The 19446-nt window shown below is 60.8% G+C and carries 17 protein-coding genes and 1 pseudogene; 8 read left to right on the forward strand and 10 right to left on the reverse strand.

From position 1 onward, the window contains the following. Nucleotides 1-4 precede the first annotated feature (4 nt). The 4 genes from BM353_RS04590 to BM353_RS04605 all read right to left on the reverse strand — a co-directional run bounded on the left by BM353_RS04590 (nucleotide 5) and on the right by BM353_RS04605 (nucleotide 6431). Nucleotides 5-631 carry a hypothetical protein gene (locus tag BM353_RS04590; protein ID WP_092077089.1) on the reverse strand — a complete coding sequence of 209 codons (627 nt, stop codon included), beginning with the start codon at nucleotides 629-631 and terminating at the stop codon, nucleotides 5-7. 3 nt (nucleotides 632-634) lie between these two features. After that, nucleotides 635-1546 carry a hypothetical protein gene (locus BM353_RS04595; RefSeq protein WP_218155457.1) on the reverse strand — a complete coding sequence of 304 codons (912 nt, stop codon included), beginning with the start codon at nucleotides 1544-1546 and terminating at the stop codon, nucleotides 635-637. 454 nt (nucleotides 1547-2000) lie between these two features. Next, entirely contained in the window at nucleotides 2001-4619 is a 2619-nt protein-coding gene (locus BM353_RS04600) for an AAA family ATPase (RefSeq protein WP_143104099.1), read from the reverse strand. A 336-nt stretch (nucleotides 4620-4955) separates the two neighbouring features. Next, nucleotides 4956-6431, reverse strand: coding sequence for a tyrosine-type recombinase/integrase (locus tag BM353_RS04605; protein WP_092077093.1), 1476 nt, complete (start codon nucleotides 6429-6431; stop codon nucleotides 4956-4958). 1041 nt (nucleotides 6432-7472) lie between these two features. Here BM353_RS04605 and BM353_RS17225 point away from each other — a divergent pair. Further along, nucleotides 7473-8120 (forward strand): annotated as a pseudogene (locus BM353_RS17225) (IS6 family transposase). Nucleotides 8121-8286: 166 nt separating this feature from the next. On the opposite strand, the gene BM353_RS04615 reads toward BM353_RS17225, so the two are convergent. After that, on the reverse strand, nucleotides 8287-9147 hold the full coding sequence (locus BM353_RS04615) for a nitroreductase family protein (RefSeq protein ID WP_218155458.1): 861 nt from the start codon (nucleotides 9145-9147) through the stop codon (nucleotides 8287-8289). A gap of 360 nt (nucleotides 9148-9507) precedes the next feature. Here BM353_RS04615 and BM353_RS04620 point away from each other — a divergent pair, with 360 nt between their 5' ends. The 3 genes from BM353_RS04620 to BM353_RS04630 are packed head-to-tail and all read left to right on the forward strand — an operon-like array spanning nucleotide 9508 to nucleotide 12131. Beyond that, entirely contained in the window at nucleotides 9508-10224 is a 717-nt protein-coding gene (locus BM353_RS04620) for a PIG-L deacetylase family protein (protein ID WP_092077096.1), read from the forward strand. Nucleotides 10225-10273: 49 nt separating this feature from the next. Beyond that, complete coding sequence (locus BM353_RS04625; protein WP_092077098.1) at nucleotides 10274-11125, forward strand: substrate-binding domain-containing protein; 852 nt, start codon at nucleotides 10274-10276, stop codon at nucleotides 11123-11125. A gap of 46 nt (nucleotides 11126-11171) precedes the next feature. Further along, complete coding sequence (locus BM353_RS04630) at nucleotides 11172-12131, forward strand: Bug family tripartite tricarboxylate transporter substrate binding protein (RefSeq protein ID WP_092077100.1); 960 nt, start codon at nucleotides 11172-11174, stop codon at nucleotides 12129-12131. A 95-nt stretch (nucleotides 12132-12226) separates the two neighbouring features. Here the strand turns inward: BM353_RS04630 and BM353_RS04635 are convergent, their stop codons facing one another. Further along, the gene (locus BM353_RS04635) at nucleotides 12227-12979 is read right to left on the reverse strand and encodes an IclR family transcriptional regulator (RefSeq protein ID WP_092077102.1); all 753 of its coding nucleotides are present in this window, start codon (nucleotides 12977-12979) and stop codon (nucleotides 12227-12229) included. Between the two features lie 158 nt (nucleotides 12980-13137). Here BM353_RS04635 and BM353_RS04640 point away from each other — a divergent pair, with 158 nt between their 5' ends. The 4 genes from BM353_RS04640 to BM353_RS04655 are packed head-to-tail and all read left to right on the forward strand — an operon-like array spanning nucleotide 13138 to nucleotide 16843. Further along, a complete protein-coding gene (locus BM353_RS04640) occupies nucleotides 13138-14139 on the forward strand; it encodes a hydroxyacid dehydrogenase (protein ID WP_092077104.1) in 1002 nt (333 codons plus the stop codon). Between the two features lie 17 nt (nucleotides 14140-14156). Then, complete coding sequence (locus BM353_RS04645) at nucleotides 14157-14831, forward strand: RraA family protein (protein ID WP_092077106.1); 675 nt, start codon at nucleotides 14157-14159, stop codon at nucleotides 14829-14831. Between the two features lie 48 nt (nucleotides 14832-14879). Continuing rightward, on the forward strand, nucleotides 14880-15329 hold the full coding sequence (locus BM353_RS04650) for a tripartite tricarboxylate transporter TctB family protein (protein ID WP_092077108.1): 450 nt from the start codon (nucleotides 14880-14882) through the stop codon (nucleotides 15327-15329). Continuing rightward, a complete protein-coding gene (locus tag BM353_RS04655; protein WP_092077110.1) occupies nucleotides 15329-16843 on the forward strand; it encodes a tripartite tricarboxylate transporter permease in 1515 nt (504 codons plus the stop codon). Before BM353_RS04650 ends, BM353_RS04655 begins: the two co-directional genes overlap by 1 nt. Nucleotides 16844-16918: 75 nt before the next feature. Here the strand turns inward: BM353_RS04655 and BM353_RS04660 are convergent, their stop codons facing one another. The 4 genes from BM353_RS04660 to BM353_RS04675 all read right to left on the reverse strand — a co-directional run bounded on the left by BM353_RS04660 (nucleotide 16919) and on the right by BM353_RS04675 (nucleotide 19402). Next, nucleotides 16919-17596, reverse strand: coding sequence for a hypothetical protein (locus BM353_RS04660; RefSeq protein ID WP_092077112.1), 678 nt, complete (start codon nucleotides 17594-17596; stop codon nucleotides 16919-16921). After that, entirely contained in the window at nucleotides 17593-18459 is an 867-nt protein-coding gene (locus BM353_RS04665; RefSeq protein ID WP_092077114.1) for an SDR family oxidoreductase, read from the reverse strand. Before BM353_RS04665 ends, BM353_RS04660 begins: the two co-directional genes overlap by 4 nt. A 16-nt stretch (nucleotides 18460-18475) precedes the next feature. Beyond that, entirely contained in the window at nucleotides 18476-18844 is a 369-nt protein-coding gene (locus tag BM353_RS04670; protein ID WP_092077116.1) for a hypothetical protein, read from the reverse strand. Nucleotides 18845-19036: 192 nt separating this feature from the next. After that, complete coding sequence (locus tag BM353_RS04675) at nucleotides 19037-19402, reverse strand: glycine zipper family protein (protein WP_092077118.1); 366 nt, start codon at nucleotides 19400-19402, stop codon at nucleotides 19037-19039. Between the last annotated feature and the right edge of the window lie 44 nt (nucleotides 19403-19446).

Below are 19446 nucleotides of genomic sequence, written 5' to 3' on the forward strand. Positions count from 1 at the left end.
GTTACTAACCGCCGAGCTTCCCCGACACCGCTTCGCACTTCGACTTGTCCCACTCGCCCTTGAGAAGAGCCGCCATGTGCTCCTCAAGATCGTCAGCCAACGCGGTGTTCGGCGACGTCCCTGATTTGCCTGCGTTTGCTATGGCGTCAAGAACCTGGTGCACCGCGCGATCGGCATCATGCGTGTCGCCCTCGGCAGGCACTGGAGTGCGCCCGGTTGGATTGAGGCGCAGCCTGATCCCGGTTCGCAGACGGTCAAACTGAACCCAGTCGACCTCGGGTCCGCCTCGTTCATGGGTGCGCAGGATCGCCGCCAGCCGCTCGGTCTGGTCCCGCATCTCGGCTCGCCATTTCGCTCGCTCTGCGGTGACCGTCTGCACCAGCACCGTCTTGGCGGTGTTGTCGATCGAAGCCGTAGCCGCGATATCGGCTACCTCACGCGCGCTTTCCCGAGCACTGCTGGCCGCGCTGCGCGACTTGAAATAGCTCGACAATGCGGTTGCGATGACGCCCGCCGCGGTCAACGCCGTCGAGACTGAACTGTCGAACTTCAGGTCAGTGAGGACACCGACGATGGCGGTGACGGTTCCAACAGCGACGCCGGCATCGGCCTTCGTAACATCAATTCTCATTCCCTACCGCCTCTCTCCTGCGGAAGTTGGATTGGTGCTCCGTCCGGACGACAGCAATAGCAGCCGCAAGAAGCCGAACATGCGGACGAAGAGCCAATCCAGCTGCACCGACTGATCGATCACTTCCTGTGTCACCTCCGAATGGCGAATGCGCAGGCTGTTGCCGATAGAGGTGAGCTCCTTCGCCTCGTCAGCGAGCGCGGCACGCATCCTCGTTCCGGGAGCAGCGGCTCGATCCAGCAGAGCATCGGCCTGCGCGCGCTTATCCGAACCTGGCTCGAGTGTCTTCATGCGCTCGAAGGCATCCCACAGCTTTTCGGTCGCATCCCGACGATCATCGAGCTTCGGCGAAAGGAAGCGCGAGCGAGCGTAATCCAGCAGGCGATCGAGCTCCGTTTCACCTGTATCGAACATCTGCCAGCCAAGGGCCTGTGCGACCGGCTGCGGGAGTATTCGCTTTGCGCGGCCGTCGTCATCGAGCTTGAAGGCGATGCCATTTCTCTGGAACAGGAGGTTGACGTCCGCGACGAAGGAGGCGAGGCCTGCGGCTCTGTCCCATGTCAAGTGATGATGACCATAATAGGAGTGGTAGCTGCCGAGGATTGGTTCGCCGACCGCCTTTGCGCAGAACTCCAGTAGATCCAGCACGACCGGTGTCTCGGGGAGCTCGTCGCATCGCAGCGGCCACTCGACCCACGGGACTTCGGCTTGGAGGAATCGTCCAAAAGCTTGCTGGTCGCAGCCACACGGCCCTTTTCCGTCCGGGCATTGCTCGGTGAATCGATAGCCGAACGCGCCATTTCCGATGCGCATATCCATAAGCGCATGGAGGGCGCCCCAAACCCGTTCGCCGATAGTTTCCGATATTGCCGGCAGAGCGCCATATTCGCGGTCCGTGAAGTAACTTGTGCTCAAACTCTTCCCCTCAAAGAAACGCGCCGCCTTAACCCAGTTTGTTTATCGCCTCGCGACGCAATTATCCGTATCCGATGTGGCCATAAAGAGTCGATCGAACCGCTACTGAATTTCTTCGCAAGACGGCAAGTTTCTACGACATGCGCGAGACTTGGGACTTAATGACACTCGACACCCCGCATGCCGTCACAATGGACATCACAATCTACTACAGTGCTGGGAAAGGTTTTCCCTTTTTTGGACCGACCTCATGACGCGAAGGGCGGACAGAATTCGTCGCGCTCGGCTTGGAGCTGCCGTTCGTGACACTCGTAGCCGACGGCTGCTGTGGGCCGTGAGCGTCCCAAGGGAGGCAAGCCGACCTTTGCTGCGCTTCGAATGAACCGATGCGATGCGCCAGGAGCGGCCGTCCGAAAAGTCGGGCCCGTTACTGTGCGGAGATCACGCGGGTGGCTTAAATTTGCTTCTGTCGGGTGGAGACATCGTCGAGCCAGACCGTTAGTGCGTCAAGTTCCTTCTCGATACGGTCAGGTGTTGGAGCGACGGGGTTCATCGAATCCGAAATCTTGTGAAGCAGTATTGAGCATTCCCCATAGTGATGGCGCATGGTCTTGGCGTGCTGCTCGGTGATTACTGAGAGTTTGGCGAAGCCCTTAGTATTCACTTTGCTGGAGAAGGTGCGTAGCACAGGCGCGATTGAATCCTCGACAGCGGCTTCCCACGTCTGGCGGAGGCTGTCGATGAGCCCGCGGGCGGTCATCAGCCAGTCAGTGCCGTCCGGATCATTGTCATACTGGGCACTTGCCTTCGCGAGGTGGCTACGCATTGTCATTAGGCGCGAGCGGGCATCCTGCGCCTTCTCGGGCGGCTCGTTCCTGCAATAGCCCGGCGTGTCCAGCCGCTTCTGAATATGGCGGACCGCCACCTCTGTCTTCAGCGCCGGATCGCCCCCCTGCACGCAGGCGTTGCGCAGAAGGAACAGAAACGGAAGGTCGTGGGTGAAGACGATCACCTGACGTTTGCGTCCTTCCTCGGCCAGACGTTTGGCGATGGCTTCACGGTGGAGATGGTCCAGCGACGACACAGGATCGTCGAAGATGATGGCGGACTCGCTGTCGTTCGTAGCGAGCTCGGCGAGGAAGCCGGCAAGCGCGACGCAGCGGTATTCGCCTTCGCTGAGGATCGACCCGGCATTCTCGGACTTCTTGTGCATCAGGCTGACCTTGAACCGGGAGATCCCGCTTTGCGAACCCGCCTGTTCGAGCTCGATCGCCAAGCCTGCGAGATCGAGGTGATTGATTTCCTGGGCAAAGCGCCCGCGAAGCCGCTCGGTGATCAGGGCCCTCGACAGCTCGGTGTTCTTCGCGGTGATCGTGTTCTGCTTCGTGTCCTTCAAGGCCGCGCTAAGCGCGTCGACATCCATCGCGCGTCCGATTTCGGCAAGCACGTCGTCTTTCATCCCGGCGAGCCACCGCCGGTCTTGCAGCCCAGCCAGTTCGGCTCTCAGCGCCTTTCGTTCGGGGCTTTCCTCATCGGTGAGCAGTGCGTCGGCGCGGGTATCGATGGCATCAATCACGGCATCGAGACCGAGACTGTCGAGGGGGGGCAATGACAGAGCGACGTCGGCGCTCGCCTGGAGCACTGCGCGAAGACGCCACAAGACCCGGACCGTGAACGACTTGTATGCAGCCGCGAGGTCTTGATTGCCGAATTCGTCTGCGAGAAAACTGCGGTCTTCCAGGCGCGTCCCGCGACCGAGCCAAGCCCTGCGCAAAGTCTCGACGAAGGCTGAGAGCGCGCGCCGGGCGGCTTCTTCATCCTGCTGGGTGCGGTCCTGAACGAACGCCTCGAACCGGTGCAGGCGGCTTCCCGCCTCTTCGCTGAGAGCCTGTTGGCAAAGGACGCAGCGGGCTTCCTCGCCGGTGACCGGGAAAGCTGTGTCCGGATAGGCTTCGGCGGTGGAATAAGCGCGCGCTGCCTCCCAGAGTGTCCGCCAGGTTTCCGATCCGACGCCCTCCAGCGGCTCGTTTTTGAATAGCGCGGCGGAGGCAAGCTTGGCCGCTTCCGTTCTGGCGCTGAGATCGGAAAAGAGCGTTGCCAGCTGCTCTGCGCTTTCGGTAGAAGCAGCGGCATGTAAGGTCTGAAGCCTCGTTCGGATGGTCTCGAGCCGGGTCTTCTGCGCCCGGAGCCGTCGCGCCGTGGTCTTGGGGTCATGGGCGAAATCCGCAGTCAATTCAGCGAGGCGCGCCGCCTCTTCGTCGCTCAACGCGGCCAAGGTTTCAACGGCTTCCGGCTTCGTATCCTTTCCGAGCTTTGCCATCATCTGCCCAACGACAGTGTTTGGCGAACATGAGGGATCTGAAACGCTGCGCGGGGTCTGCGCCTTGATCACCGCGATCTCGCCTTCAATCGTCCCCTTGACCGACTTGCAAGCGGCGACCAGCCGCTCCAGCACTTTCATCGGAAACGGCGTGTAGGCGAGATCGTTGGTTTCCTCTACGTGAACGTTGGCGGTGCGGGAGTCGAAGACGCTGATTTCCGAAAGAAGCGCATCGACGGGCTGGCCGCTCTTCCACGTCGCCTTCTGCGTCTGCGCCCCGGCTTGGTATTCAAGCTCTGCGTATTGGGGCCCTTTGGCCTGTTCGTAGATGTTGGGAAGGAGCGCCTCCTCCTTGCCCTTTGCGTTCCTGGCTCGGCAGGAGCGCTTCAGGATGCGAACGTAGCCGGACTTACCTGCGCCGTTGTCTCCGTAGATGATCGTGATCCCTTTCGGGATAAAGGAAAGGGTTTGCTTCTCGGCGAGGGCGTTGATGTTCTGGACGTTGCGAATGCTCTTCAGCGCCACTGTTGGCGCACCTGCTTTTTGAGCCGAGATAAGCTCTTCCCTTAGAGGATACGATGGCTTCGATTGGTCCTTGCATAGCTCGGCGAGCGCCGCGATGTCAGTGTCCGTCAGTTCGCCGTTTTGGAGAAGGCGCCGAAGGGCGTCGCGCTGCCAAGCGGGACGCTCTTTCGACCAGTCAAGAATTGACCGCAACGCGTCAGCTTCAGTTTGAATATTCTCTCTTGTCATCGGCAATAAATCCGGTCTTTGAAGTTGATCAGGTTTGTTACTGTGCCCAGCTTTTGCCAGTAGACCAAGTGAGGAACTTTGGCGCAACGTGGGGAGGCTTTATCCCGTCGTGGAAGAAAGTTTGCGTTGTGCCAACTGCGGCAAGCTCAGACGCTTTGGACTGAATTCTGCCATTTGTGGGGTGCATCGTGAACGTCCGGATCGGGCCGGATGCAGACCGTTGTGTCGCCTTCTGATTTGAAGAATTGGCATCGACGGACATCTGCGAGCGGCGTGGCCTTATCCCCCCGCTCGCAGTTCCGATTCAGGGCACGAAAGGCTCGCCCCGTGACCACCCTACGCAGAGCGGGCCCATGGCGACTTGCGCCGCTCAGCCGGAGCGGAAGGCGTTGCTTCTTCAGGGCGCGAGAGCTCGGAGGTCTGGCTGGGCGTGCAGATGGACGCCAAAGCATCCGCAAGCTGGTTCACCGCGACACGTTCCTGATCGATAGCATCGTGCAAGATCTTTGTTTTGATAATGTAGATCGGCGCTGCTGAAGATACCTGTTCCCGGTTGTAGGGATTTACATGGCATAGGAGTGTGTCGATAACGGCGGGCTGGACCTTCAACTGCCCGAGGATGGTTGCCGCAGTCCGCCGGAGATCATGGCGGTGCCAACCAGATGTTCCACTCGCCTGGTTGATGGTGTCCTGCGTCCGGTCCCAGTTGCCGAGAGGGCCCCCACTCGACGAGGGGAAGACGAGATCTTCCGGCTGTCCCTCGACGAAGCTTGGAAGCGAAAGCAGGAGGTCGATTGCTGCATTCGACAGCGGGACAGTTACCTTGCGGCGTTCCGCGGGACCATGGGAGCCGGGCTTGCGCCGTGTCTTCACCGCCTTGGTCCAAGTGCGAGCGCGTAGATCTATGTCCTTGCGGCGCGCACCGGCGACCTCCTCGCGACGGGACAATGTAAGGAATAGGAAGCGAAAGGCCACAGGACCGTAATCCTCATGCGGATCAAGGTTTGACCGCAGCCCTGCCGGAGCTGGATAGACCAGCAGAGGCATGACGCTAATCAGCTCATCCTGAGTGAGCACACGTTCCCGTTTCCCCTCGAGGGTCGGGTCATCGATAGACGGGTCGTGGATGAGGGCCAGGTCCGGCAACGCCAGCTTCGGCTCTCGCCCTGCGCCCTCCTTCCGGAAGCGGCCGCGGTTGGAGGCCCAGTCGAACACCGGCCGGAGATACGTCAGAGCGCGCGCAACCGAGCCGTTTGCGCTGGTCTTGCCTTTCCGGGGTCGCTTCGGAGTGTATCCCTTTACCGCTTTAGAAAAGTCCGACTGACTGATCTTGTTCAGAGGCTTGCCAAGAAGCGACTGGAAGACGTTTTCGATTGCAGCCCGTGCCTCGGGCTTCGTGCGACCATAGCGGCTGCCGGCGCGCCATGTTGACTTGGTGAGGGCGAAGATCGGCTCGACCTCATCAAGCAGATCGGTCAGGGTTAGGCTTTGGGCCTCGGCGAGCGCCTTGGCGAGCCGGGCCTGCTCCCGGGGATCATGGCCCCGCCGAATATCAGCGAGGTGGTTCACCGCGATCGCGCGCGCGTCCTTCAGCGAGATGGCGGGGTAGGCCCCGATCGTGATCTGCACCTTGTCGCCGACGGCGGTGCGGGTGTGAAGAGTGAAGGTCTTTTTATTCTTCGGTGTCACCCGCATCACCAGCCCGGTGATCTTGGCGTCCCGGATCTCGACTCGCTTGTCGGACTCGTTCTTGAAGCCGCGGACGAAGACATCGGTGAAATCGCGGGGGGCGGTGGCATTGGTGGTCGTCATGGTCGTGCTCCTCGTTGTTAGCGAGGAGGAAGTCGGACCGTCTGAGTTCGCCCGGAAGGAATTTCCTTTGGGGTGGCGCTGGGGTGGCGAAATCGCTGCGCTGGGGTGCGATTTTGCGAGGTCGCATGAGGCCGGATGAGACGCAGGATGCGGTGGCTATACAATTGTAAACATGAAATATTTCCGTCTTTCGGCGTCTCACACTATCTTATAGCGTAGCGTGCCCTTGAACCGATCTTGCTGCATCATAATCCGCGTGTCGGGGGTTCAAGTCCCTCCTCCGCTACCAGTAAACACTGAATTTTCTCGCGGCTCGTGTCTGGCTACCGATCCCGGTTGGGAGCTTGGTTGGGAAGATCATCACCATTTTCATAGGCCTCTTTTTTGAAATCGCTGATTTCGAGAGCTCCAACAAGGGCGAAAAAAGGTGGAGGTTTTCGTAACATTCCCGGTCGCTAAGCCTTGATGCATAAAATGTGAAATACGCTCCCCAAAGCCAAGGCATTCGTGGTTCGCACAGAACCCACGTCGCCAACCGCGATCGAACCATCATCAATCGCTCCCGATTTAAGTCTCTTTAGGTGACAAATATTTTGCCGCGCAGAAAGACGCTGTCGCAACTAAACAAAACGCGATAACTATCTCAAGGGCAAAGACTGCGTCTGGGAGGCCGTCCCTATAAATTTGACCAGAACCAGCCGTGTAGTTGAAGGTTCCAACAAAAAACGCGGGCAAATGCAAGATGAAAGAGATCCAAAGGGTCATAGACAATATTGATACCGGCATGCTCCAATTAAACAATGCGGACACAAAAAATACCGGAAATGCTATGGTCACAAATATCAACCCAATGTAAGCTGCTGCTCCAATACTACTTCCTAATACAAACGCAACCGAAGAAATAAGAACGTAGAAGGTAGTTGTAGAGATTAGCAATTTAAGTAAGCGCATGTCTGTCTCTTTAACTTTTCTTGGGTCTTTTTAATTTGGCTATTCCATGAATTATTCTTGTCGGCCAGATTTTGGCTTTTGAGGTTGAACATGCCGCGCAAGTCACCGTTCAAGCATCATGGCTTTCCGCGCGCGTTCATTCTCTTTGCATAGGTTGGCATCTGCACTTTTTATTTTCTACTAGGATTTCGTTGATCTTCTTTCAGAGTGTGGGGTCACGGTGGATCGCTCTCCGGCGTATCTCTGGGTCCAGAAGTTCAGCAGTGACCTGCCAAGCGCACCGAGAAGCACTTGCCCGCGCGAGCGTCGACTCGCACATCGATGAAACCTATACCGGGTCGGAGGCTGATGGCGCTCCCTCTGGCGTGCCGTCGATTCCAAATGCCAGATGATCGATTTCCGCCTCACCGCGCGGCGCGTTGCTAAGGCGACTTCAATAAGGCGATCAAGCGTGCCTGTCTGCACCGGCCGATGACAATCGAGTCGGACAAAGCGCGGGACTATCGAGGCGTCATTTGTAAGACAGTTCACAAAATTGAACTGCATTTTGACAACATCCGCCACATCGACCGAAAATATGGCGCAACACTCGGATCGACAGCGATCATGCGCCGATGAGACGGTTGCTGGGGTATCGCCAGAGCTTCCGCTCACGCCGAACGAACGGGTGTCCATGGTGAAATCGCTTTGATCGACGGCCTGTTCGAGGCGTTGTATCCTGCGGCAAACGTCGCTTGATAACCCTTCGGCCTCACCTCTCGCAGGCTGGGCAAGGTCATGTGACAAACCCCACCGGGGCAGACCGTCAGCAGAAGCGCACTGAAGTGGATGGTACCTGCTCCGGTCTGAAGCATGGTGCCACCCGCATCAATTGTTCACGGTTTCCGCGGCCGTAAACGGGGCGCTACTTGAAGCTGAAACCGCGTTCTTCGAGGAAGCCTTTCAGCTTGTCCCGGTTCTTCAACATGTCCGCCGTTGCGACACGTTCTGCCGATTTCAAAGACCAATCGACGACAGGCATTGCTTGCGCTTGCTGAAAATCGCGCATGGTGGCGTTGTACTGTGCAATGTCCTCTGCGACCGTATCCGCCCGATAGGTTTCTTTGTGCCACACCGTGCGCTGTGGAAGGCGGGGTTTGACCGAGGCAGGGCGTGCCGGATCTTCGCGCCCGACGGTCATTCCGAAGACCGAGAATGATCCCTTGGGCAAGTCAAGTTCGGCGGATAATTCGATGGGATTGCTGCGCATCGACCCGATGTAGCAGGTTCCGTATCCCAATGCCTCCAGCGTGACGCAGGCGTTTTGTGCCGCAAGCGATACATCGACGACGGACGTCAGGAAGAGTTCGAGGTAGTCCAGTCCATCGGCGGTTGTGCCCTCGATCTCGGTCATCTTCCGCATCCGCGACAAATCGCAGATCCAGACCATTACCAACGGTGCGGCGTAGATATGCTTTTGATTATTCGCCAGAGCAGCTAATCGGGAAATACGCTCAGGATCGGCGACGGTCACCACGTTCCACAGCTGCAAATTGGATGAGGAGGGCGCGGATTGCGCCGCCGCAATTGCGACCGAGATGTCCTCTTCGTCTACCGCGTCTGGCAGATAGGACCGAACCGTGCGGTGCCCCAATATAGTTTCGAGCACATCACCAGAATAGCCCGGTAGACCGGGTTCGCTGGCGCCATACCGATCTGCAAACAGGCGGGCAATACGGTCTTCGGTTTCCGCAGACTTTGCCATGTCTTGTTGCTGCTGTCCCATCGCACTCTCTTTTCGTTTAACGTCGTCATTGATGATGGCCGCACCTCTTCGAGGCGGAGCCGGCCGAGAACCGCGGCCTTTGCCACCAAGCTCCCTAAAAACGCGCACCCCATAAAGCACCTGCCACGACCGGCGAGCACATGGTCGGTCAGGGGCCGCACAGACAGTGGCAGACCAAATCGCGTCTCCCTCGAAACTCGCACGGTTGCTGGCCGACCACAAGCGTGAAGATGAATTTTTTGAAATGGCGTTGCATTTTGTTAAATGACATGTAGGCTGTGGCGACATTGAGAAAGCGGCAGGCAAGCGCCGGGCAAGCACGCCCTGCGCGGCGCGGAGCCGCAATCTGCGGAGGATGCAGTGCAGAAAGAATTCGTCGTGATCAGTGCCCATGTGGGCGATTTCGTCTGGCGGTGTGGAGGAGCCATCGCTCTTCATGTTGCCGCTGGCTACAAGGCGACGATCGTCTGCCTGAGTTACGGGGAGCGCGGTGAATCTGCGCGGCTTTACGAAGAGCCGGGAATGACTGCCGAAAAGGCCCGAGCCCGCCGCCGGGCCGAAGCCGAGGCGGCCGCAGACGTCCTTGGTGCCACCATCGTCTTTCTGGACGGCTCGGACTACATGCTGCGCGTCAACGATGAGATGCTGCACAAGACAGCCGCTGTGCTGAGAGAAACCCAGCCGGAATTCATCTTGACCCATCCGGCCGCCGATCCGTCAAATCTGGATCACGTGACGACTTTCAACTTCGCGCTTGAAGCGCGCATGGTCGCTCAGGCCCACGGTCATCCCGGTGGCGCGGTCATCGGTGCGCCGCAGGTCTATTCTTTCGAGCCGCACCAATCGGAACTCTGCCTGTTCAAACCCGATACCCTACTGGACATCACCAGCGTCTGGGAGGTCAAGCGCAAGGCTATGGAATGCCTCGCTGGCCAGAAGGCGCTTTGGGACTACTACGAAAGAGTCGGCCTTCAGCGCGGGGCTGTGTCCCGGCGTCGGCAAAAGGGCAAAGCAACCGGCCCGATCTATGGAGAGGCGTTCCAGAGCGTCTTTCCTGCCCGTGTCGATCTTCTGTGACGGCCATGATCAGGGCAATCAGTCACTTGAGTGCGCCCAAGGGAACAGCATGATGATCACCGCACTTCTGGGCGACTACCCCGGCACGAGAGAGATGAAAGACGGCCTTGGGTTCGGCGCTGAGTGCAGCTTTCTGCCCGGGCGACCGGTCAAGCATTTCCGTGCCTTTATCGAACGCCTGCACATTCACATCGCCGAGGCACCCATCATGACCGTGCTGATGGCGCATGAGCGCGCCGTGCCGCTAGCTCTGTTGCCCGTTGTCGTTCTGGGCGGCACGCAGCATCGCTTTCTCTACAGCCTCACCGATGGGCCTATTCGTCATCCCAGGGATCTTGTGGGCAAGAGGATCGGTGTCCGGGCCTATACAGTGACGACCGTGGTTTGGTTGCGCGACATTCTGGAACAGGATTACGGAATTGCTCGCGACGCGATCACCTGGGTGGTATTTGAGCCGCCTCACGTAGATGGCTTTGTGAACCCGGACAACGTTGTGCAAGCGCCCCCGGGCGCCAACGCCGAAGACATGCTGAGAGACGGTTTGCTGGATGCGGCGATCCTGCGGGCCGATCCTGTTGGCGACGACGTTTCACCCGTGATCAAGGCGTACGAGCAAGCCGGAGACGCCTGGCGTCAGAAACACGACGCCTTGCAGATCAACCACGTCATGACGGTGCCGCGAGCCTTCGCGCAGCAGCGCCCGGATCTGGTTGCACAGTTCATGCAAGGACTGGAATCCAGCGTTGCGCGGGCGGAGGAGACGCCAGGCGAGGAGACCCTGATCGGTCGCGACGCCGTGGACCGCAGTCTCGAACTGGCCGTCGCTTGCGCTCGCCGTCAGGGGATCATCACGGCTACGCCGGATCTAGAGGAACTCTATCGGGGAAACGGCTTGATGTGACACAAGGCCGCCGGGAATACAACGGAAACTAAACGGGAGGAAGACTATGAAAAATAAACTTAAATTCGGGATGATGGCCATCGCGGGAGCGATCCTGACAGCCACCGGGTCACAAGCTCAGGACTGGAAGCCCGAGCAGCCGGTGCGCATGATCGTGGCCTTTGCGCCGGGCGGTCCTGTCGATCTGGTGGGGCGTGAAATTGCCCAACGTCTTGGCGAATACCTGGACCAAACGGTCATCGTCGAAAACATGGGCGGCGCTGGTGGCATCATCGGGGCACAGCATGTGGCGCAGGCCGATCCGGACGGTCAGACGATCTTTTTCGCCGCGGCCGGCAACGTTGTGATTCGCCCCTTGGTGGACAACAACACTGATATCGCAAAGCAGTTGCGCTCCGTTGGGTTGGTTTCCAAGAGCCCGCACGCAATGGTGGTCCGCGATGGCCTTGATGTCCAAACCGTCGAAGAGCTGATCGCCTACGCCAAGGCGCACCCGGGCGAGCTCAACTTCGGCTCTGCCGGAACCGGCGCCGCGGCGCATCTGGGGTTTGAAATGTTCAAGCAGGCCACCGGCGTCGAGATCGAGCACATCCCCTACAAGGGTTCGGCCCCGGCGATCGTGGATCTGGCTGCCGGCGCCGTCGACATGTCGCTCAGTTCGATCCCATCGCTCACCGCCATGCTGGAAGCGGGTAAGATCCGCATGATCGCCTTGACCGATGAAGCGCCGACCGACATGGGCGTGCCAAAGGTTTCTGACACGGTCGAGGGCTATGCCTACTCGACATGGTACGGCGTCATGGCCCCTGCCGAGACGGCCGGCAATATCGTGGAAACCCTGAACAAAGGTCTCGCTTTTGCCGTATCAGACAAAGCGCTGGCAGAACGCTTGGCCAAGATGGGCGCCAAGCTGGGCCATTCGACGCCTGAAGAGATGGAAGCGTTTTTCGAACAGGAAGTGACGCGTTGGGATGCAGTGATCGAGGCGTCGGGCATCCGGAACTGACCCTAGCCACCAGTTCTTGAAATCACCGGGCTTGCGGTCGCGATAGGCGATCGCAAGCTCTTTTCGTTTCGAAAATCTGGTCGGCTAGGGCGCGCTCAGGTGGCTTCGCCGTCGGTGGCTTCTGCCCCGACCGAGCCTCCGGGTTCCCCATAAAAGGCGGGATTTCCGCCAAGCGACCGGGTCAGCTCCGCTCCGACCGATCGCAACGCTTTGAGGTGAAGAGCGACCGCATCCGGAGAGAACCGGTTTGGCGGTCCGGTCACGGCTAGCGCGCCGAACAGGACATCGCCCCCCTGGAACAGGGGCACTGCCATGCTGGCCACCTGCGGATCAGTCTCGCCGAAGGTGTTGTAAAACCCCTGGGCGCGGATCTCGTCGTAAAGCCTGCCCTCTTCTCCGGTGAAGGCCAGAATGACACGCCCCGGAGAGCCGAAATTTAGCGGCAGCAGGGTGCCCACCCTCACGTGATGGCGAATGGACTGACTAGACTCGTGACGAAACAGGCAAATCCGGTGATCACCCTCGCGGACATAAAGGGCGGCCGTTTCTCCGGTCAATTTTGACAGCTGTCGCAAAGCCGGTTCGGCGGCATCCCGGATGTTGAAGTTGCTCTGGTAGATCGCCCCCAGCCGAACAAGCGCAGGCCCGAGCCGCCAGCTTGAATCCGGGTTCTGGATCAGGAAATGCCGGTTGGCCAAGGTGCGCGCGATCCGCAACGCCGTCGCCTTGTCCAATGAGGTTTTGCGGGCAAGCTCTGCAAGGCTAAGCGTGGTGTCCCCTTCTTCGAAGGTCTGCATGATCGAGAGCGCGCGCTCGACAGCCGAGACGCTTTCTGGTCGTTTTGCCATGTACCAATCCTTGTCCGTGCAATAATTAAATAAAACGCCGTTTCGATCTATGCAACTCTTTAGCTCCTTGGTATAGCATTATCACATCGGAGCCGTATGCAAACGCACCTGTTGAGATTGCACCGCAGAAGCATCGCAGCGCCAAGGGGAAAGACGACATGCCTGTTCGAACCGTATTGGTGACAGGGGCGAAGCTGCACGAAGAGGCTGCGCGCATGCTGAAGGATAACGGGGTCGAAACCGTCTATTCAGAGGACAACATAGACAGCCGCGATATCGCGATGCTGGCGCGGCGCCATCAGGTCGAAGGGATCATCGTCCGCCAGGGGGTCATCGATGAAACGGTCATTGCCGCCTCTGACAAGCTGATCGTCCTGTCCCGGCATGGCGTCGGCGTCGATCTGATAGACCTCGAAGCGGCCACGCGCCGGGGTATTCCGGTGCTAAAGGCCACAGGTGCCAACGCCAGTTCCGCCGCAGAGCACACGATCGGACTGATCTACGCGCTGATCAAGGATTTCTTCGGGCTGGATCGTTCGGTGCGGCAGGGGCTCTGGCCCAAGCAGGGCTTCATCGGTCGTGACATTGTCGGCGTGAAACTGGGGCTGGTCGGCTATGGTGCCATCGGCGCCAAAGTCGCGCACACCGCTAAAACTCTGGGCATGGAGGTCGAGATTTACGACCCCTCGGCCCAGGTGAGCGAGGGGTTCAGTCAGGTCGGCTCTTTGGATGAATTGCTGGCGGGGAACGAGATTATAAGCCTGCACTGCCCATTGACGACGTCCAATCGGCACATGCTGAATGCTGATACCATCTGGCGGATGCCCCGGGGCGCTTTTCTGATCAACACCGCACGCGGCGGCCTGGTGGAAGAGGACGCACTGATCGCAGCGTTGCAGGCTGGCCATCTCGGGGGCGCAGCTCTCGACAGCTTTGCGCAGGAACCACCGCCCGAGAACCATCCGCTGTGGCAGTTGCCGAACGTCATTCTGACCCCGCATATCGCGGGCGCGGGGCGTAGCGGTATCAAGGCGATGGCCGTGACCAGTGTCAGAAACACGCTCGACGCCTTCGCCGGTCGGCCGCTGCGCCGTGAAGTTCTTGCGAACCCTGCGGTTGTCAGCCGGCAGCCTTCAGCGCCTCAAATCACTTACGAATAAAGGGAAGAGACGGTTTCATGATCGGATTCAGGATTGAGCAGCGAAAGGCAGTTGTCGCATCGAAATGGGTCGAGGCCTTTCGCGGCCTGCCGGTGGCCAATATCAGCGACTCGATGCACCGGATGTTCGGCGGCGGAGCGGGCCTGCGTCCGGTGCACAAGTCCGGCTATCTTTGCGGGCCGGCCCTGACGGTCGCGACGCGACCAGGCGACAATCTGATGCTGCACAAAGCCATCGACCTCGCGGACCCCGGGGACGTCATCGTCGTCGATGGTGGCGGCGAGACATCCAACGCCCTGATTGGAGAGATGATGATCGCCCATGCGATCAACCGAGGCGTCGCAGGCGTGGTGATTTACGGCGCGGTCCGCGACATCGACGTCATCAGCAGAGGCGCCTTTCCGGTCTACGCCTCTGGCGTTACGCACCGGGGCCCTTACAAGGACGGTCCCGGAGAGATCAATACGACGATCCGCGTCGACGGGCTGGTCGTTCATCCAGGAGACCTCATTGTAGGGGATGCGGACGGGCTGCTGTCCGTCCCGATGGACGCCGCAGAGACGATCTATCACGCGACACTTCGCAAGCAGCAGGCAGAGGCGGCGCAGATGGCGCGCATTGCTGACAGGACCAACGACCGATCCTGGGTGGATGCCGCATTGCGCGAAAAGGGCTGTACGACGGGCCAGTAACGGCCCGCAGGGCTCGGGCCCGACAAAAGAAACGAAAGGGGGGAGCGCATGAAGCGAGTTGACACCGCTGACATAATCACCGGAGCATTGATCAGTGCAACCGGGATATTCTTTGCAACCTACTCGGTCACGCAATACGATATCGGGACGATCTACCGGATGGGACCGGGGATGTTTCCGCTGGGCATCGGGCTGGTGCTCACTGGCCTCGGCGTTCTGATCACGGTGCCTGCGTTTTTCCGAAGCGGCACCCTGCCACAGGTCGACACACGGTCTCTGGTGATGGTGCTTCTGGGCATCGCGGCCTTTGCACTGCTGGTTGGTCCATTGGGGCTGGCCCCGGCCATCTTCGCCTCGACGATCTTGTCGTCCTACGCAGAGCGCAAGGTTAAGCCCCTGACCCTCGCAGTTCTTTGTGTGTCTCTTGCCTGCTTGGCGTATCTGGTCTTTCTAGTCGGTCTGGGTCTGCCTCTTTTCATGTTCAAGTGGCCGTTCTGATGGATCTGGTTTCAAGCATTTCCATCGGGCTCGAAACGGCTCTCTCGGTCAACAACCTCGCCTACTGCTTTCTCGGCGTCTTTCTCGGCACGCTTATCGGCGTGATTCCGGGGATCGGATCGCTGGCGGCAATTTCAATGCTGTTCCCGCTGACCTTTCATCTGGAGCCGACAACGGCGCTGATCATGCTGGCGGGCATCTGGTACGGCAGTTCCTACGGCGGCAATACTGCCTCCATCCTGCTCAACATACCCGGCACGACATCAAGCGCCGTGACCTGCCTGGACGGATATCCGATGACCAGGCAGGGACGTGGCGGCGTCGCCTTGCTGATGACCACAGTCGCTTCGTTTATCGGCGGCACGATCGGCATCGTCATATTGATGATCTTTTCGCCAACGATTGCGGAATACGCGCTGAATTTCGGCTCGTCCGAATACTTCGCTCTGATGCTCCTGGGCCTGGTCGCGGCCTCGACGATCACCTCGGGAGCGCCCGCCAAGGGACTTGCCATGGTGGTGCTAGGGCTCGCTTTCGGAGTGGTCGGCACCGACATCTACTCGGGTGTCCCGCGCTTTACCTTTGGCTCTCTCGATCTGATGGATGGGCTCAGCCTGGTCGCGCTGGCGATGGGGCTTTTTGGCGTGACCGAGGTAATTGCCAGCATCGGCAAGGTCGACTTGACCACGATTGATCGCAAGAGCGTTAGCCTCAAGGCGATGACGCCCACGAAGGACGACATCAAGCGCTCGGGAATGCCGATCCTGCGTGGCACAGGGTTTGGCGCCTTCTTCGGCACCCTGCCGGGAACCGGACCGTCCATTGCGGCCTTCATGGCATACGCAATCGAGAAACAGGTCGCCAAGGACCCATCGCGCTTTGGCAAAGGCGCGATCGAGGGCATTTGTGCGCCCGAGGCCGCGAATAACGCCGCGGACCAAACGGCCTTTATTCCGACCCTTACGCTGGGCATTCCCGGCAGCGCCACGATGGCCATCATGCTTGGCGCCCTGATGATCCACGGCATCAACCCCGGCCCGGGTCTGATGACGGAGCATCCGGACCTGTTCTGGGGCCTCGTTATGAGTTTCTGGATTGGCAACCTGCTGCTGGTCCTGCTCAACGTGCCGATGATCGGGCTTTGGGTCCGCCTCTTGCTGGTGCCATACCACCTGCTGTTTCCGGCCGTCCTGATGTTCATCTGTATCGGCACATACACTGTCCACAACAACGTGGCGGATGTCTGGATGGTCGCCTTTTTCGGAGCTCTTGGATACCTGATGCGGTATCTTTCCCTACCTGCCGCGCCGCTTCTGCTGGGGTTTGTGCTGGGCCCGCTGATGGAAGAGCACTTCCGCCGCGCCATGCTGTTGTCGCGGGGCGACTTCATGACCTTCGTTGACCGGCCCATCAGCAGCGCCGTGATGTTTTTGACTGCCACGCTTTTGCTCTGGACGGTCTGGTCGACACTGCGGATCAAGTCCGCGTCGCGGCGCACACGCGTTCACCAGTAAGCGCAATCTTCGTAGCGCGAAACAAGCTGTAGCGCCGGAGGCTCCGTTACCCTGTCTGCATGGCGCAATTGGGTGTCAGGCAATCCTCTTCGCCGGATCGGTGGGTCGGCCGCGCAGGAGCGCGATGCCGACGGCGATGAACCAGGCAATGGCGCCGAGGCCGAAGATGGCGCCGGCGATGTCTCCCAACGGCGGCAGGATTGTCACCAGCCCGGCAAAGCCGCTCAGCGCGCCTATACCGGCGGTGATGCGGCCCAGGGAGCCGCTTGCGAGGCCTGCGAGGCTGACCGCGAGGATCCATGCTCCGCCGGCGATTTCGTTGCCGCCTCCGAGGCCCAGTTCAACCGCGTGGAGCGTTTGCCAGAGCGCGGCGGCGGCCTCCGGGTCGGCGGCGAGCGCGTGGGTACGTTCGACGGAGACATTGGCGATCATCCCGGCGCCGAGGACGAGGGTGGCCCAGATCAGGCCGATTGCGTTGGTCAGGGCGGCGGCGTCGGGCCGCGCGCGGGCGATCTCCTGGCGCAGGGCGACAACGAGCACCGCGAGCGCGAGGGCGTTGACGATGTAGATCGTGGTGTTCCACGCGATAAGCGTGCCCGGGCGCTCGGCGATGAAGGCGACGACCGCCGCGGGGTCGATATCGCCGGTTCCGAAGCCCAGCGGGGCGAAGAGGGTGACGAGGAGCGCAAACCCGACGAGGTAGGTTGCGGCGCAGGTGAGGGCGGCGAGGCCGCCAGCAGAGCGAAGAGTCATGTGCGGGATCCTTGAGGTTGGCGCACCTTATCGGTGGCGAGGGTTGCAAAGTGGTCGGCGAGGTGCCGCGTCCCGAAACGGGGCGCGACCATGTCGCGGCCGAGCGCGGTCAGAAAAAAGCGCGCCGGGCCGCCAAAGCGGCGCGGCAGGGCCGGGAGGATGGCGAGCACGGCGCGGCGCAGGGCGTCCGGCACATGGGTGATCCGCGGCTCTGTCTCGAGGGCGGCGAAGGCGGCGCGCGCGATTTCGCCTTGGGTCATCACGTCGGGGCCGCCGATCTCGACCCAGCCCAGTCCCGCATCTGTCGCATCGGCGATGGCCGCGGCCAGATCGGCGCCGTGGATCGGGTTCAGGCGGTGCGATCCGTCGCCGAATAACCAGACACGGCCCCTGCGGGCCATCGACAGGATCTCGGCCATGTCCGAGAAATACCCCGTGGGCGCGATCACCGTCGCGGGCATGTCGGAGGCATGGAGCGCCGCCACGAAGGCGGATTTGGCATCGACGAGCGGCACACCGGCCATGGCATCGGCGTTCAGCACATGCACGTAGGCAAAGCGTCCGGCGCCCGCCGCCTCGGCCTCGCGCAGCAGGTTGAGGTTGGCCTGAAAGTCGACCTCCCGGTAACCCAGCCCATCCGCCTGCCGCGTGATCCCCAGCGAGGAGACCACGAGGCCCACGCCATCCATCACGCCCTTCAGCGTCTCGGGCCGGGTGGCCTCGGCTTCAACCAGGAGATCGGCAATCCCCTCGGCCCGCCCGGCATCGCGGACCAGCGCGGTGACATGGTGCCCGCGCCGCGCATATTCGGCGCAGAGGTAGCGCCCGAGATAGCCGGTCGCGCCGGCAACGAGAACATTCATCGTTCACCTCCGGTGATTACAGCAGGGCCACGCCAAGCGCGGCGGCAGCCATGAGAAAGAGGACAGGCGTCCAGAGCAGGCGCTCGGGGCGCGACGGGCTCGCGGCATTCGCGGCAAGGGACATCACGGTGAGCGCGATGGCCGGCCAGAACAGCGGCGCCAGTGGCGATGCGCCGACACCGGCCCGCGCCAGAACCGCCCCGGCCATTGCCCCGAGCAGCGCCGCCTGGACCAGAGCCAGCGCACGCCACGCGGGGGGCAGACGGCCCGGAAAACGGCCGCCGACCGTGAAGCGGCCGAGCGGGGCGCCGGCGGCGACGGCGAGGTGCATCGCCACGGGCAGCGCGGCCAGGCCGGCATAGGCGAGGGCGAGTGCCTGGGTCATGGCCGGACCCTCACCACCGCGTCTTGCGGGACGGTGCCGCGCGGCGTGCGGCGCGGGCCCGGCCATCCGGCAAGCCGAGATCGCCCCAGAGATGCCGGGGCGGGTAGGTGCAGCGCCAACGTGGTCGAGCGCCGGTCAAAAGGCGGTAAAGGCCGCCCATACGGGTGCGTGGATCTTGCATGGTTTCCTCCCTCATCCGACGACAGCATGGCCGCGGCCGCGCAGACAATTCAGCACGATCTCCTCGCGCGCGTCACTTGCGTTGGAGACGCCCGCCGCCGCCCCCGCCAGCGCGCCGACTACGGCGCCGCCAAGCGCATCGCCGTCCTCGTCCACCTTGCCCAACAGACCGCCGATCCCGGCCCCGAGGGCAGCGGAGGCCATCGTCTCGTGGTCGAGCTGCGACTGGTTGCGGGCAAGATCGCGGCAGGCGGCGAGATCGCTCTCGAACCGGGCATTCGGCGCGCCGTCGAGGATCGGATCCACATCCGTGCCCATTTCGGCGCAGGCCCCCAGAAGCGCGGTCAGGGCCAGAGGGGTGAGCAGTATCGATTTCATTGTCGTGTCTCCTTCGACGGTTGTGCGTGTCGAAGGGGATCTAC

It is taken from the genome of Poseidonocella sedimentorum, from assembly GCF_900116005.1.
Classification (GTDB): Bacteria; Pseudomonadota; Alphaproteobacteria; order Rhodobacterales; family Rhodobacteraceae; genus Poseidonocella; species Poseidonocella sedimentorum.

Coding starts and splice junctions, on each gene's coding strand:
- BM353_RS04590 (WP_092077089.1), bottom strand. CDS start 631: ATGAGAATTGATGTTACGAAGGCCGATGCCGGCGTCGCTGTTGGAACC.
- BM353_RS04600 (WP_143104099.1), bottom strand. CDS start 4,619: ATGACAAGAGAGAATATTCAAACTGAAGCTGACGCGTTGCGGTCAATT.
- BM353_RS04605 (WP_092077093.1), bottom strand. CDS start 6,431: ATGACGACCACCAATGCCACCGCCCCCCGCGATTTCACCGATGTCTTC.
- BM353_RS04615 (WP_218155458.1), bottom strand. CDS start 9,147: ATGGGACAGCAGCAACAAGACATGGCAAAGTCTGCGGAAACCGAAGAC.
- BM353_RS04625 (WP_092077098.1), top strand. CDS start 10,274: ATGATGATCACCGCACTTCTGGGCGACTACCCCGGCACGAGAGAGATG.
- BM353_RS04630 (WP_092077100.1), top strand. CDS start 11,172: ATGAAAAATAAACTTAAATTCGGGATGATGGCCATCGCGGGAGCGATC.
- BM353_RS04635 (WP_092077102.1), bottom strand. CDS start 12,979: ATGGCAAAACGACCAGAAAGCGTCTCGGCTGTCGAGCGCGCGCTCTCG.
- BM353_RS04640 (WP_092077104.1), top strand. CDS start 13,138: ATGCCTGTTCGAACCGTATTGGTGACAGGGGCGAAGCTGCACGAAGAG.
- BM353_RS04645 (WP_092077106.1), top strand. CDS start 14,157: ATGATCGGATTCAGGATTGAGCAGCGAAAGGCAGTTGTCGCATCGAAA.
- BM353_RS04650 (WP_092077108.1), top strand. CDS start 14,880: ATGAAGCGAGTTGACACCGCTGACATAATCACCGGAGCATTGATCAGT.
- BM353_RS04655 (WP_092077110.1), top strand. CDS start 15,329: ATGGATCTGGTTTCAAGCATTTCCATCGGGCTCGAAACGGCTCTCTCG.
- BM353_RS04660 (WP_092077112.1), bottom strand. CDS start 17,596: ATGACTCTTCGCTCTGCTGGCGGCCTCGCCGCCCTCACCTGCGCCGCA.
- BM353_RS04665 (WP_092077114.1), bottom strand. CDS start 18,459: ATGAATGTTCTCGTTGCCGGCGCGACCGGCTATCTCGGGCGCTACCTC.
- BM353_RS04670 (WP_092077116.1), bottom strand. CDS start 18,844: ATGACCCAGGCACTCGCCCTCGCCTATGCCGGCCTGGCCGCGCTGCCC.
- BM353_RS04675 (WP_092077118.1), bottom strand. CDS start 19,402: ATGAAATCGATACTGCTCACCCCTCTGGCCCTGACCGCGCTTCTGGGG.